This window comes from Sulfitobacter sediminis (assembly GCF_040811725.1).
Taxonomy (GTDB): Bacteria; Pseudomonadota; Alphaproteobacteria; order Rhodobacterales; family Rhodobacteraceae; genus Sulfitobacter; species Sulfitobacter sediminis.
This window is the reverse complement of record NZ_JBFNXX010000003.1, coordinates 235,034-247,831: the sequence shown is the minus strand read 5'-3', so window position 1 is coordinate 247,831 and position 12,798 is coordinate 235,034. Positions and strand designations below refer to the sequence as shown.

Here is a 12,798-nt window from a genome sequence, read left to right as displayed (position 1 = left end):
AAACCGCGTCGGATTGGAAGACCGGCGGACAGTCGCTGAAGGCTCAGGAATGTTCCTCGGCTGCCGTTGCCGCCAGTGCGCGGTTATAAGCCTTGAGCGCATCGACCTGGAACAATGCCCCCATCAGCTCGGGCGGCGCATCGGGCGAAAGTGTCACGACAGGGATGAATCGCGCACCGGTACTGTCGAAGATCGGCATCGCGGCCTCGAGCGTGGCGGTGCCGTCGATGTATGTGCCTTCGTTGATCAGGTCCCAGCATTGCTCTTCGGGTGCCGCACGCGGGTCGTCGGGGCGGCGCATGATGCGGGCGACCATGAACATGGCGAGCAGATATGCCTGCGGCCCGGCGGCGAGGTGGATGCCGCGACGTTCGATCTGGGTGAGGAAGAAGCTGCGGTCGACGATGCGGCTGGCGAGGGCCGTGGACATGCTGACCGCCACCATCACGGCCATGGCGGTCTGCCAGTCGCCGGTGAGTTCGAAGACAATGAGTGTCGTGGAGATGGGTGCGCCGAGGACCGCGGCGGCGACGGCGCCCATGCCTGCCAGCGCATAGAGGGAGGAAGAACCGGAGACATCGGGGAACACACCGGTGGCGATGACGCCGAAACCGAGGCCGGTGAGCGCGCCCAGCATCAGCGAGGGGGAAAAGACACCGCCGCCCATGCGCCCGCCCAAGGTGATGGCGACGGCGGCTACCTTGAGGATGGCGAAGATGATCGCCTCGTGCAGCAGAAGCTCGCCTGTCAGGGCGAGCGACATCGTTTCGTAGCCGACGCCGATGATATGGGGGAACCAGAGCGCGATCACGCCGAGGAGCGCGCCCGCCACCATGGGGCGCAGCCAGCGGGGCCAGCCGGTCCTGGCTTGCAGGTAGTTGCCGAAATCCTCGGCCCAGAAGATGCTGCGCATCAGTGCGACGGAGACGAGGCCGCAGGTCAGCCCCAGAAGCAGGAATGCCGGGAGCTCGGCATAGAATTGCAGATCGACATATTCGGCCAGCGTGAATTCGGTCACGCCGCCAAATTCGATCCGGTTGATGACAGCCCCCGCCACGCTGGCGATGACGATGGGGGCGAAGGCGTGCACGGCGAAGTGGCGCAGGACGACTTCGAGTGCGAAAAGCGCCCCGGCGATGGGGGCGTTGAAGCTGGCCGAGACGGCGGCGGCCACGGCGCACCCCAGAAGGTCGCGACCGGTGATGCCGTCGGCGTTGATCTTCTGGGAAACCCAGGTCGAGATGACCCCTGCGATATGCACGACAGGCCCTTCCCGGCCCGAGGAGCCCCCCGTTGACAGCGTGATGAGCGAGGCGAAAGCAGAGGCAACACCGGCCTTTATCTCCACACGACCGTCGTGCAGTGCGGCGCCGGTGATCACATCCGCGACCGAACGGACGCGTCCGTCGTTGGTGAAATGATTCAGGATCAGTCCTACCACCAGGCCGCCGAAGGTGGGGATCAGGATGACCCAGTACCAGTTCAGCCCGCTGATGAAAGTATGGAGGTACTGGACGTCTTCGGTGCCATAAAGACTGGCCTGCAACCAGTTGATTCCCTTTCGGAAAAGTAGTGCCGCAAAACCCGCCGCGATGCCGATCAGCAGGGCGATGAACCAGAAAGTGATCTTGCCCGGGCCACGGGTGCGGATGACGGTCCAGCCTTGGCGAAGAGACTTGGCCGCCATCGTGTATTGCTGGGACAGGAAACCTTGGGGCGGTTCGCTCATGCTATGCGCCTCCCCTGCTGCATCAGCCCGCGAGCAGCGCCTCTGCGGCCGCGCGCGCCGCGTCGGTGACCTGATCGCCCGAGAGCATGCGCGCGACCTCGTCCACCCGTTCAGGCGGCGAGAGCGGGATGACGGTGGAGGTGGTCATGCCCTTGGAGACCGCTTTTTCCACGCGCCAGTGGTGTGCACCGAGGGCGGCGACCTGCGGGGAATGGGTGACGACGAGGACCTGTCCTTCGGCTGCGAGGGCCGAGAGGCGGCGGCCCACGGCGTCGGCGGTGGCGCCGCCGACGCCCCGGTCGATTTCGTCGAAGATGAGGGTGAGGCCGGACTGGCCCTGCGTCAGGCAGACCTTGAGGGCGAGCAGGAAGCGGCTGAGTTCGCCGCCAGAGGCGATCTTGCCCAGGGGGCCAGCAGGGGCGCCGGGGTTGGTGGCGACGGTGAAGCTGACGGCGTCTTGCCCTTCGGGGCCGGGCTGTTCGGGGTCGATCTGGGTCTCGAAGACGGCGCGTTCCATCTTGAGGGGGGCGAGTTCTGCGGAGACGGCCTTGTCGAGTTTCAAAGCCGCCTTGCGGCGGGCCTCGGTGAGGGAGCCGGCGGCTTGGGCGTAGGTGGCCTCGGCGTCTTTCACGGCTTTCTGAAGTGCTGCCTGCTTGGCCTCGCCCGCATCAAGCGCGTCGAGTTTGCCGCGCAGGGTGCCCGCGAAACCGGCGAGGTCATCGGGGGCGACGTCGTGCTTGCGGGCGAGGCCGCGGATGGCGAAGAGGCGTTCCTCGGTCTCTTCCAGTTCCAGCGGGTTGAAGGACATCGCCTCGATGGCGTCGGCCACGCCGGACATCGCCTCGTCCAGTTCCACCATGGCGCGGTTGAGTGCCGCCATGGGTGCATCCAGCGCGCCCTCGGCGCGGGCAGCGGCACCGTCGAGCCAGCGCAGAGCGTCGGCCATGTGGCGCTCGGCACCCTCCTGCCCCATCAGTTCGTAGGCGTTCACCACGTCGGAGCGGATTTTTTCGGCTCCCTGCATCAGACGGCGCTTGGTGTCGAGGGCGGCTTCCTCGCCCTCCTGCGGGTCGAGTTTGTCCAGTTCGGCGACGGCGTGGCGGAGGAAGTCCTCCTCGGCCTGAATGGCTGCACGTTCCTCGGCGGCGGTGGCGGCGGCCTTGCGGGCGGCCCCAAGGTCGACCCATGCCTTGCGGACCTTGCTCAGCAGAGGCGCGTTGCCTGCGTAGTCGTCGAGGATCGCGCGGTGGCCGCGCGGGTTGAGAAGGCCCTGGTCGTCGTGCTGGCCGTGGAGTTCGACGAGGGTCTCCGACAGCGCGCGCAGCACCTCGCCCGAGCAGCGGCGGTCGTTCACCCATGCGGTCTTGCGCCCGTCGGCGGTGTTGACGCGGCGCAGGATCAGTTCGTCCTCGATCGGAAGCCCCGCCTCTTCGAGCACGCTGCGCGCCGGATGGCCGTCAGGCAGGTCGAACCATGCGGTCACTTCGCCCTGTTCGGCCCCCTGCCGGACCAGATCGGCGCGGCCGCGCCAGCCCAGCACGAACCCCAGGGCATCGAGGAGGATGGACTTGCCCGCCCCCGTCTCACCTGTGAGCACGTTAAGGCCGGGCTGAAAGCCAAGCTCCAGCCGGTCGATGATCAGCATGTCGGATATATCCAGCCCGCGCAGCATCAGATCAGCCTGTCACGTGGGGTTGGCCCCACCTGTTACAACCACTCGCCCTTGATCGTCTGGCGATAGACCGCGGCCAGCCAGTTGTCCTTGAAGAAGGCCGGTTCCAGCCCCTGCCCGGTCAGCAGCTTGTAGCTGTCCTCGTACCATTCGGTGGACTGGAAGTTATGGCCGAGGATCGCGCCTGCGGTCTGGGCCTCTTCATTCAGGCCCAGCGACAGATACGCCTCGACGAGACGGTGCAGCGCCTCGGCGGTGTGGGTCGTGGTCTGGAAGTCCTCGACCACCACGCGGAAGCGGTTGATCGCGGCGGTGTAATGGTCACGCTTGAGGTAGTAGCGGCCGATCTCCATCTCCTTGCCCGCCAGATGGTCGAAGGCGAGGTCGAATTTCAGGATCGCGGAATTGGCGTATTCGCTGTCGGGGTATTGCTCGATCACCGTGCGCAGGGATTGCAGCGCCTGGAAGGTAAGGCCCTGGTCGCGGCCGACCTCGTCGATCTGGTCGTAATAGCTGAGCGCCAGCAGGTACTGGGCATAGGCCGCGTCGTCGTCATCGGGGTAGAAGTCGATGAAGCGCTGCGCGGCGGAGCGGGAGTTGGGGTAATCCTTGTCCCGGTGATAGCTGAAGGCCTGCATGATGAGCGCCCGGCGTGCCCAGTCGGAATAGGGATAAAGCCGCTCGATCTCGGAGAAGTAGAAAGCCGCCTCGCCGGGCTGGCGGCGGTTCAGTTCGTATTCGCCACGTTCGAAGATTTGCTCGGCGGTGTAGGTCTCGAGCGGGATTTCCTGCGGATTGAACAGGCTGCCGCCCACGCGGCCGGCGTTGCGGTTGCCGCCACAGGCCACCAGCGACGCGATAAGCAGCCCGGCTACAGCCACCCGGGCAATCGGTCCCATCCTGCTCATGCCAGCCCCTTACGCATGTTTCACACCCATGGTCTTTGCAACCCTTCTTGGCCGACTTGCTAGCACATTAATCCGCAATGCAAAACGCCGATTGAGCGTCCGGCGCTCAAAGCCGTCACGTTCGCCAGACGGCCAGCGCTTACGCCATGTCTGCGCCACAGGGATACAACGGCGTCGGGGGGTGTTCAATGGCCGGTCAGGCATGAGCTTGCCATCGGCCACGTTCGGGCCTCAGGCCACCTGGGGGATTTCGTCCCAGACCAGGCCATGACCCGGAAGTCGGCGCGCCATGAAGGGATTGCATTCGATCAGACGCACCGCATCGGGGGTCGCGAAGAGTTTGCGCAGAAGGGTGTTGGTCAGGGAGTGTCCCGCGCGGACACCGGTATAATGACCCAGAAGCGGTGCGCCCGCCAAGGCAAGGTCGCCGAGCGCATCGAGCATCTTGTGACGCACCGGCTCATCCGCATGGCGGAGACCTCCGGGGCTGACAACACGATCACCATCGAAGACCACCGCGTTCTCGCCCGAATTACCGCCCAGCGCTAGGCCATTGGCCTGCATCGCGTCCACATCCGCCTGACGGCAGAAGGTGCGGCTGTCGGAGAGCTCGCGCGCGAAGGAGCCGTTATTCATGACCAGCGACTTCTTTTGGTTGCCGATGGCGGCATCGACGAAGTCAATCTCGAAATCGATGCGCAGCGTGCTGGCGGGGGCCAGCGTCGCCATGGCGTCGCCTTCGCGCACACTGACGGTGTCCAGCACTTCCCATGCCATGACCGGCGCGTTCAGCTTGCGCACGCCGCGCTGCATGAAACCGCGCACGAAGGGCACGGCGGAGCCGTCGAGGATCGGCACTTCGGGGCCGTCGATCTCGATCAGGGCGTTGTGAATGCCGCAGCCTGCGAGGGCGGCCATCAGGTGCTCGACCGTGGAGACGGAGAGGCCCGCCGGGTTCTCGAGCTTGGTGCAGAGGGGGGAACGATTGACCGCGTCCCAGCGTGCCGGGATCAGACGGTCGCCGATCACGACATCCGTCCGCTTGAACCAGATACCGTGATGCGCACCCGCAGGACGTACAGTCACCGTCGCAGGCGCGCCGGAATGCAGCCCTCGGCCACCGAAGGAGATCGGGGATTTGATGGTGGTCTGCACGTTACTTCCTCGGGGTCATAGATCGCTGTCTAGGTTGTCCACGGAGATAGGTGGCGGGGCCGCTTTGCTCAACTCAATCTTTGTAACCGACTGAAACATGTTGGTAACAAATGGGCACAAAGGCGCTGATCCGTAGTTAAATATCTGTTTTCAATATAAAAAGGGCCGCACGATGGCGGCCCCATTTATAACATATTTGAGCGGATCAATTAGCCTGACGGCGCAGGAACGCGGGAATTTCGATGCGTTCCTGGTCGGGATTCTGCTCTTGCGCGGGCTTCGGAGCGGCGGCCACCTGCTGTACCGGAGGCTGCTGCCGGGCCGGACGCGGAGCACTTGGTGCCTCGGTTTCGCTGTGCCCCGTCATGCGATTGATCAGCGAATTGATACCGAAGCGCGGCTTTTCGGGCTGGGCTGCGGCTGCCGGGCGTGCGGGCTGCTCGGGTGCGGCCTTTTGCGCGGCGGCACGCAGACGCGCGAGAGCTTCCGGAGAGGGCGTGCCGGGCGCAGGCGCGCGCGGTGCCACGAATGTTTCGGGCTCGGCCTCGATGTCGTCCTCGTCACGGCGCGGCTCGAAGGCGGCAACCTGCGGACGGTAGGCGGGAGGCGGAAGATCGTCCTCGGCCTCGGCGTAGTCTTCTTCCTCGGCAAAGATGTCCTCGCCCTGCTCGTGCTCCGCGGTGCGCTGCACGTCCAGTTCTTCGAACAGCGGTGCCTGTTCCTCTTCGCGCGTGCTTTCAGAGGCGGCAACGTCCGCCGCGGCAGCGAGTTCGGGGGCCTCGTCCTTTTCCTCGGCCACGGTCTGCGGCTTGAGCGGCTGGCTCATGGAGCGGCGCGGCACCGGGATTTCGGATTTCACTTCGGAGGCGTCGATGCCGGTGGCGACGACGCTGACGCGCATGATGCCGCCAAGGTTCTCGTCCAGCGTGGAGCCGACGATGATGTTGGCATCCGGGTCCACTTCCTCGCGGATGCGGTTGGCGGCCTCGTCCAGCTCGAAAAGCGTAAGGTCCTGACCACCGGTGATGTTGATAAGCACACCCTTGGCGCCGCGGAGCGAAATCTCGTCCAAGAGCGGGTTGGCGATGGCCTTCTCGGCGGCCTGGATGGCGCGATCTTCGCCGTCCGCCTCACCGGTGCCCATCATCGCCTTGCCCATCTCGTCCATCACGGCGCGGACATCGGCAAAGTCGAGGTTGATCAGGCCCGGACGGACCATCAGGTCGGTCACACCCTTCACACCCTGGTAGAGCACGTCGTCGGCCATCGAGAAGGCTTCGGTGAAGGTGGTCTTTTCGTTGGCGAGGCGGAACAGGTTCTGGTTGGGAATGATGATCAGCGTGTCGACAACCTTCTGCAGGGCCTCGACGCCGTCTTCGGCCTGCCGCATGCGCTTGGCACCTTCGAACTGGAAGGGCTTGGTCACGACGCCGACGGTCAGCACGCCAAGCTCACGCGCGGCCTGTGCGATGATCGGTGCCGCACCGGTGCCGGTGCCGCCGCCCATGCCGGCGGTGATGAAACACATATGCGCGCCTGCGAGGTGATCGACGATCTGTTCGATCGATTCCTCAGCGGCGGCGGCGCCCACGGCGGCGCGCGCCCCGGCACCCAGACCTTCGGTGACCTTGATCCCGAGCTGAACGCGGTTTTCCGCCTTGGCCTGCTGGAGTGCCTGCGCGTCGGTGTTCGCTACAACGAAATCGACGCCATCCAGTTGCTTCTCGATCATGTTGTTGACCGCGTTGCCCCCGGCACCTCCGACACCGAAGACGGTGATCCGTGGCTTGAGGTCCTCCTGACCTGGCATCGATAGATTGAGTGTCATGTGTTGTCCGCCTGTTGTTTTAGCCCACGTCCCATGAGCGCTTCTTGGTCACAAATTATCGCAACATTAACCTTCTGTGACAGAAACGTCACCCAAAAAACGTGGATTCAACACCAAATATGGCAGGATTTGGGCGTAATTCCCGCGAGATTTTGCCAACTACCGCAAATCTTGTGGAATATGGGCCTCACGACACAATGCAAGAGCCGGGGCGCAACCGCAAGGCGCGCTCGAAACGACTCAGATATGTGGCAGGATCCTGCTCGATCCCTTTTTGCCCCTTGTTCTCGACCGTGCATTCCAGTCCGGAGCATTTGACCGAAACGCTAGATTATCATCACCCCCTTGTCACGCGAATTAGCGTTCCGGCGGGGACGCGGCCTACCAGTTGTCCCTGAACCACTTCACCGCGCGGCGCAGCGAGCGGGCGGGGTATTTCTCTGCGGGAATGTCGAAGTCCCACCATTCGTCCTGAGGATGTGCTGCAAAGAGCGACAGGCCCACAACTGAGGCAAAGCTTGGCCCCGTGGCCGCCTGCGGCAGCCCGTGCACGCGCAAGGGGCGGCCGAGGCGGACCTGCTGGCCGAGGATCTTGCTGGCAAGGCCGTCGAGGCCGGGGATTTGACTGCCACCACCCGTGAGCACGATCTGCTGGCTGGGCAGATGGTCGAAGCCCGCCGCATCGAGACGCGCGCGCACCTCTTCGAGGATTTCCTCGACCCTTGGGCGCATGATGCCGATCAGTTCGGCGCGGCTCGCGGTGCGGCGGTCATGTTCGTAATCGCCAGTGTCGCCGCCGATCTCGATCATCTCGCGGTCGTCCATGCCGGTGGCGTGCACGCCGCCGTAGAAGGTCTTGATCCGTTCGGCGTTGGGTGTGGGTACCTGCAGGCCAAGGGAGATGTCCTGCGTCACATGCTCGCCCCCGATGCGGACGCTGTCGGCGTAGATCATGTGTTTCTTGATGAAGATCGAGATACCCGTTGCCCCACCGCCGAGATCAATACAGGCGGCACCGAGTTCCTGTTCATCCTCGACCAGCGCCGCGATGCCGGAGGCATAGGCGGACGACGCGATCCCGGCGAGTTCCAGGTCACAGCGCTTGATGCAATGGGCCAGATGCTGCACGGCGGCGGCATCGACCGTGAGCATGTGCATGTCGACGGCGAGCGATTGGCCGATCTGGCCGCGCGGATCGGCAAGGCCCGAGCGGTGGTCAAGCGCGAAGTTCACGGGCTGGGCATGGAGCACCTCACGCCCTTCGCCGTATTCGGGCACATCGCAGCCCGCCAGCACGCGCGCGATATCGTCCTCGCTGACCGCGTCTCCGTCGAGATCGACCTGGGCATCGAGCCCGTAGCTGCGGGGCTCGGCCCCTGAGAAACAGGCGATGACGTGATCGACCCGGATGCCGGCCATTTTCTGCGCGGCCTGAAGGGCGGTGCGGATCGCGCGCTCGGTCTCTCCCATGGCGCAGATCTCGCCAAATCGCACGCCGCGCGAGCGGGTGGTGGCCGCGCCGATCACCCGGAAGCCCGATTGCCCGGCCAGCGAGCCGATGGTCCCCTCTTCGCCCAGACGGTCGACACCGTCGAAACGCAGCACGAGGCAGGCGATCTTGGACGATCCCACGTCAAGGATCGCGACCACCCCTCGCTGCATGGCAATCTTGCGCATGTTGCGCATGGAACGCTGGCTTTCGTATAGGTCGTTCATTTCTGCTCTGCCTTCGCTTCGCCGGCTGTCATTCGCCGGTCTCTTTCTTGATCTGCAACCAGGTCTCGGTGGCTTCTGCCGTCATTCTCACGGTGGGCCGCTGGCCGAGCCGCATGTCGACGCGCGCCACGTCGCGGGTCAGCACCTCTTGCGCGTTCTCCAGCGCGATCACCCGTTCGAGCGCCTGAAGGGCGTCGGTTTCGGGCAGCATGATCCGCTGGTCGCGATCCAGCACCACGTCCCAACGCCGGTCGCCCATGCGGACGATCCCGCGCACCCGGTCGCCCAGCGCGTCTGCGGCGCGCATCAGGCGTAGCGCTTCGGGCACGTGGCGCGCGGCACCCTCGCCCACGATCAGAGGCAATTGGGGATAGTCGGCGCGGGCGGCGGCGTCGGCCACGAAGGCGCCGCTGTCGTCGAGAAGCGCCAAGCCATCCTCGTGCCGCCAGAGGGCGACGGGGATGCGCGGCGTCACCTCGACGCTCAGGATGCCGCCGGGGCGGATGCGGACGCTGGCGGTCTTCACGCCGTTGAGCGCGCTGATCTGGCGGCGCAGTTCGGGCAGGTCGAGATCGAAGGAGCTTTGCGGCAGCTCGAAGGGCATGACGCCGCGGATTTCGGCGGCCAACTCGCCTGAGGCGCCATCGACGGCCATCAGCTTGACCATGAACTCCGGGCGTTCCTCGATGCTGGCGCGGGCGTCGGCGACAGCCTGGGTGATCGCGGCGCGGCGGTCTTCGTCCGAGAGGTAGATCGTGCCAGCAAGGAGTGTGACGCAGAAGGGGACGCCCGCGCGGAGCGCCAGCCGGAAGCCGGGCGTCAGCATGAGGCGCTGCATGCGCCACGCCCAGCGAGAGGGGGCGGGATCGGACTTGGCGGCGGTGGTGCGGCGGATCAGCGAGAACATGAGGCGTCCTCCACCATCCAGGCGCAGAAATCGGGAAAGGAGAAGCCGCAGTACGCCCCCTGCTCGGGCGCGAGGGAGGTTGCGGTCATGCCGGGCTGGGTGTTTGTTTCAAGCAGCACGAGGCCCTCGGCGCCGCGGGTCTCGTCCCAGCGGAAATCGGTGCGGCTGACGCCCCGGCATCCCAGCGCGTTGTGGGCGCGCAGGGCGTAGTCCATGCAGAGGTCGAATATATCTTGCGGGATGTCGGCGGGGACCACGTGGGAGGAGCCGCCTTCCTTGTACTTGGCGTCGTAGTCGTACCAGCCTGTGGTGATGATATCGGTGACGGTGAGTGCCCGATCGCCCATGACGGTCGTGGTCAGCTCGCGCCCCGGCGCATAGGCCTCGACCATGACGTGCTCGGGCATGTCTTCGTCAAGCTGGGGCGGGCCGTTGTTTTCGGCATTCACGAGGTAGACGCCGACGGAGGAGCCTTCGTTGTTGGGTTTGACGACATAGGGCGGTGGCATCACGTGGCGCTGGCGCACGTCGGCGGCAGCCGCGATGATGCTCTCGACCACCGGCAGGCCGTGGGCGCGGTAGACATCCTTGGTGCGCTGCTTGTCCATGGCCAGCGCGGAGGCCAGCACGCCGGAATGGGAATAGGGAATGCGCAGCCATTCCAGCATGCCCTGCACGCAGCCATCCTCGCCCCAGCGTCCGTGGAGGCAGTTCAGGACGGCATCGGGCTTGAGATCGGTCAGAACGGCACAGAGGTCGGGGCCCGCATCGACCTCGACCACGTTGTACTCCCGTTCCCGCAAAGCGGCGGCGCATGCACGCCCGGTGCTGAGGGACACCTCGCGTTCTGCGGAAGCGCCACCCATGATCACCGCCACTGTCGGGGGTTGCCTGCTCGACCTACCCACGATGACTGCCTTTTGTCCCGGACCTTTTCGGCCCTTGTTTATTGGTTTCCTGCCGGTTTCCGGCTTATTTATCAGCGCTGGAGTCGTCCGCGAATTCGCCCACGCGCATGATTTCCCACTCTAGCCTTATGCCTTGGGAATCGTAAACCTTTTTTCGCACTTCTTCGCCTAATCCTTCGAGATCGGCGGCGGTGGCATGGCCGGTGTTGATCAGGAAATTCGGGTGCTTGGGCGACATCTGGGCGCCGCCGCGCGTGGCGCCGCGCAGGCCGGCGTTGTCGATTACCTTCCAGGCCTTGAGGTCGTGCACGTCGTCGGCCTGCCCGGTGGAGGAAAAGCCTGCCGGATTGCGGAAGGTGCTGCCAGCGCTGCGGTCCTTGGTGGGCTGGGTCGCGTCGCGCTTGGCGAGTTGGTCTTCCATGCGGGCGGCAAGTTCGGCCGGGTCGCCCTTTGGCGGGGCGAAGGAGGCAGAGACGATCACGGCATCGTCGGGCAGGTCGGTCTGGCGGTAGCGGAAGTTCAGGTCTTTGGCGGTCAGGGTGCGCAATGTTCCGTCGCGCAGGACCACCTCGGCGCTGATGAAAGGGTCAGCGGTATAGCTGCCGTAGCAGCCCGCGTTCATGCGCACGGCACCGCCGATGCTGCCGGGGATGGTGCGCAGGAAGGTAAGGTCGAGCCCCGCCTCCGCCGCCTTGCGCGCGACATGGGCATCGAGGGCGGCGGCGCCTGCGGTGACGGTGCCGCCTTCGATTTCGATGGCGTTGAAGCCGCGCCCCAGACGGATCACCACCGCACGGAGGCCGCCATCGCGGACGATAAGGTTGGAGCCGACGCCCATGGGGAAGACGGCCACGGTCTCAGGCAGATTGCGGATAAAGTGGCAGAGGTCCTCAAGATCGGCGGGCTGGAACAGCCAGTCGGCAGGGCCGCCGACACGCAGCCACGTGAGGTCGCTCAGGGGGCGCTGCGGGGTGAGTTTGCCGCGGACTTCTGGAAGGGTGATATCGCTCATGCCTGCGCCCTAGTCGGAAACGCGCGCAGGGTCAAACATGCACTCAGGGGCGGGTATCGCGCCATGCCTGACGGATGCGGGCAGCGAACCAGCCGACGGAGAAAGCGCAGAGCGCGTAGAGGGTGGCGGAGGCCTGGGCGATCACCACGTTGGGCTCGAAAGGGTCGGCCTGAAGGCCCGTGATCATCCAGACGAAATTGAGAACGAGCCCCGCGATCAGCACGGCCAGAAAACGCAGGTAACGGCGCTGGAACCCGCACCAGGCGCAGGCGATCATCCAGAGAACGAGGACGGTGATGAGAACCGACAGCACCGCCCTACTCCGCCGGGCCGCGTGTCTGCGTGACGCTGCGGCGCAGCCAGCGCATGAGGTAGATCACCGGCCAGCGCAGCACCGAACAGCCGCCCGCCAGTACCAGCAGTCCGATCCAGGGCCCGTGTTGCGCGGTCACGAAACCCACCAGAGGGATACCGACCGCGATCAGGATGTAGGCGTTGCGCCAGTGGTGGTCCTTGCTGGGGGTCATCGCGATGACATTGGCCACCACGCCCCAGAGGCAGACGAGGATGATCGACAGGCTCACTTGGGTATCTCCGGATTTTGGCCCCGCAGCCGCGCAAGGATATAGCGCAACGGGTTGCGAAACATGGATACGAAGGCAGCAAGGCCCAGAAGGGCCGGGAACCAGCCGACCTGCTGGCCGATCAGGAAGATCAGGACAGGCGCGGCCAGAAGCAGCGCAATACCGGGGATATACTGGTGGCGCATCGGCAGCATGGCGACAGCTGCGGATGCGAAAACCCAGAGAACGCAGAGCCAGAGGAGCGTCATGGGCAACACCCTTCGCGACGCTCCGCCAAATCCTTGGAAGGATTTGGTCCGGCGTTTTTGAAAACGCCGTGCGAAAGCGGATGACAGGTCTGCGCGGGGTGCACGAATTCTTGGAAGAATTCGGTCCGGAA

At 65.0% G+C, this 12,798-nt stretch carries 12 protein-coding genes; all 12 read right to left on the bottom strand.

The window, feature by feature from the left end; translation table 11 throughout:
- Window positions 1-43: 43 nt before the first annotated feature.
- Window positions 44-1,729 (bottom strand): chloride channel protein, encoded by a 1,686-nt coding sequence (locus AB2B41_RS05660; protein WP_367876777.1) that lies wholly within the window; start codon window positions 1,727-1,729, stop codon window positions 44-46.
- A 22-nt stretch (window positions 1,730-1,751) separates the two neighbouring features.
- Window positions 1,752-3,401 carry a DNA repair protein RecN gene (recN, locus tag AB2B41_RS05655; RefSeq protein WP_367876776.1) on the bottom strand — a complete coding sequence of 550 codons (1,650 nt, stop codon included), beginning with the start codon at window positions 3,399-3,401 and terminating at the stop codon, window positions 1,752-1,754.
- 35 nt (window positions 3,402-3,436) lie between these two features.
- Window positions 3,437-4,309: an outer membrane protein assembly factor BamD gene (locus tag AB2B41_RS05650; protein WP_367876775.1), complete on the bottom strand. Its 873-nt coding sequence runs from the start codon at window positions 4,307-4,309 to the stop codon at window positions 3,437-3,439.
- Window positions 4,310-4,540: 231 nt separating this feature from the next.
- The gene (gene lpxC, locus AB2B41_RS05645; protein WP_367876774.1) at window positions 4,541-5,464 is read right to left on the bottom strand and encodes a UDP-3-O-acyl-N-acetylglucosamine deacetylase; all 924 of its coding nucleotides are present in this window, start codon (window positions 5,462-5,464) and stop codon (window positions 4,541-4,543) included.
- A gap of 205 nt (window positions 5,465-5,669) precedes the next feature.
- Window positions 5,670-7,292, bottom strand: a complete 1,623-nt coding sequence (gene ftsZ, locus AB2B41_RS05640; RefSeq protein ID WP_367876773.1) for a cell division protein FtsZ — start codon at window positions 7,290-7,292, stop codon at window positions 5,670-5,672.
- 381 nt (window positions 7,293-7,673) lie between these two features.
- Window positions 7,674-9,008 (bottom strand): cell division protein FtsA, encoded by a 1,335-nt coding sequence (ftsA, locus tag AB2B41_RS05635; protein ID WP_367876772.1) that lies wholly within the window; start codon window positions 9,006-9,008, stop codon window positions 7,674-7,676.
- A 28-nt stretch (window positions 9,009-9,036) separates the two neighbouring features.
- Window positions 9,037-9,915: a cell division protein FtsQ/DivIB gene (locus AB2B41_RS05630; RefSeq protein WP_367876771.1), complete on the bottom strand. Its 879-nt coding sequence runs from the start codon at window positions 9,913-9,915 to the stop codon at window positions 9,037-9,039.
- Complete coding sequence (locus tag AB2B41_RS05625; RefSeq protein WP_367876885.1) at window positions 9,903-10,781, bottom strand: D-alanine--D-alanine ligase; 879 nt, start codon at window positions 10,779-10,781, stop codon at window positions 9,903-9,905. Before AB2B41_RS05625 ends, AB2B41_RS05630 begins: the two co-directional genes overlap by 13 nt.
- Window positions 10,782-10,887: 106 nt before the next feature.
- Window positions 10,888-11,835, bottom strand: a complete 948-nt coding sequence (gene murB, locus AB2B41_RS05620; RefSeq protein WP_367876770.1) for a UDP-N-acetylmuramate dehydrogenase — start codon at window positions 11,833-11,835, stop codon at window positions 10,888-10,890.
- Window positions 11,836-11,878: 43 nt separating this feature from the next.
- The gene (locus AB2B41_RS05615; RefSeq protein ID WP_367876769.1) at window positions 11,879-12,148 is read right to left on the bottom strand and encodes a hypothetical protein; all 270 of its coding nucleotides are present in this window, start codon (window positions 12,146-12,148) and stop codon (window positions 11,879-11,881) included.
- Between the two features lie 4 nt (window positions 12,149-12,152).
- Complete coding sequence (locus tag AB2B41_RS05610) at window positions 12,153-12,419, bottom strand: DUF2484 family protein (RefSeq protein WP_367876768.1); 267 nt, start codon at window positions 12,417-12,419, stop codon at window positions 12,153-12,155.
- The gene (locus tag AB2B41_RS05605) at window positions 12,416-12,667 is read right to left on the bottom strand and encodes a DUF2484 family protein (protein WP_367876767.1); all 252 of its coding nucleotides are present in this window, start codon (window positions 12,665-12,667) and stop codon (window positions 12,416-12,418) included. The genes AB2B41_RS05610 and AB2B41_RS05605 overlap by 4 nt, the downstream gene beginning before the upstream one ends.
- Between the last annotated feature and the right edge of the window lie 131 nt (window positions 12,668-12,798).

Excerpts from the sequence above, each read along its gene's own strand:
- AB2B41_RS05650 (WP_367876775.1), bottom strand. The coding sequence starts at position 4,309 with ATGAGCAGGATGGGACCGATTGCCCGGGTGGCTGTAGCCGGGCTGCTT.
- murB (WP_367876770.1), bottom strand. The coding sequence starts at position 11,835 with ATGAGCGATATCACCCTTCCAGAAGTCCGCGGCAAACTCACCCCGCAG.
- AB2B41_RS05660 (WP_367876777.1), bottom strand. The coding sequence starts at position 1,729 with ATGAGCGAACCGCCCCAAGGTTTCCTGTCCCAGCAATACACGATGGCG.
- ftsZ (WP_367876773.1), bottom strand. The coding sequence starts at position 7,292 with ATGACACTCAATCTATCGATGCCAGGTCAGGAGGACCTCAAGCCACGG.
- recN (WP_367876776.1), bottom strand. The coding sequence starts at position 3,401 with ATGCTGCGCGGGCTGGATATATCCGACATGCTGATCATCGACCGGCTG.
- ftsA (WP_367876772.1), bottom strand. The coding sequence starts at position 9,008 with ATGAACGACCTATACGAAAGCCAGCGTTCCATGCGCAACATGCGCAAG.
- AB2B41_RS05605 (WP_367876767.1), bottom strand. The coding sequence starts at position 12,667 with ATGACGCTCCTCTGGCTCTGCGTTCTCTGGGTTTTCGCATCCGCAGCT.
- AB2B41_RS05630 (WP_367876771.1), bottom strand. The coding sequence starts at position 9,915 with ATGTTCTCGCTGATCCGCCGCACCACCGCCGCCAAGTCCGATCCCGCC.
- AB2B41_RS05625 (WP_367876885.1), bottom strand. The coding sequence starts at position 10,781 with ATGGGTGGCGCTTCCGCAGAACGCGAGGTGTCCCTCAGCACCGGGCGT.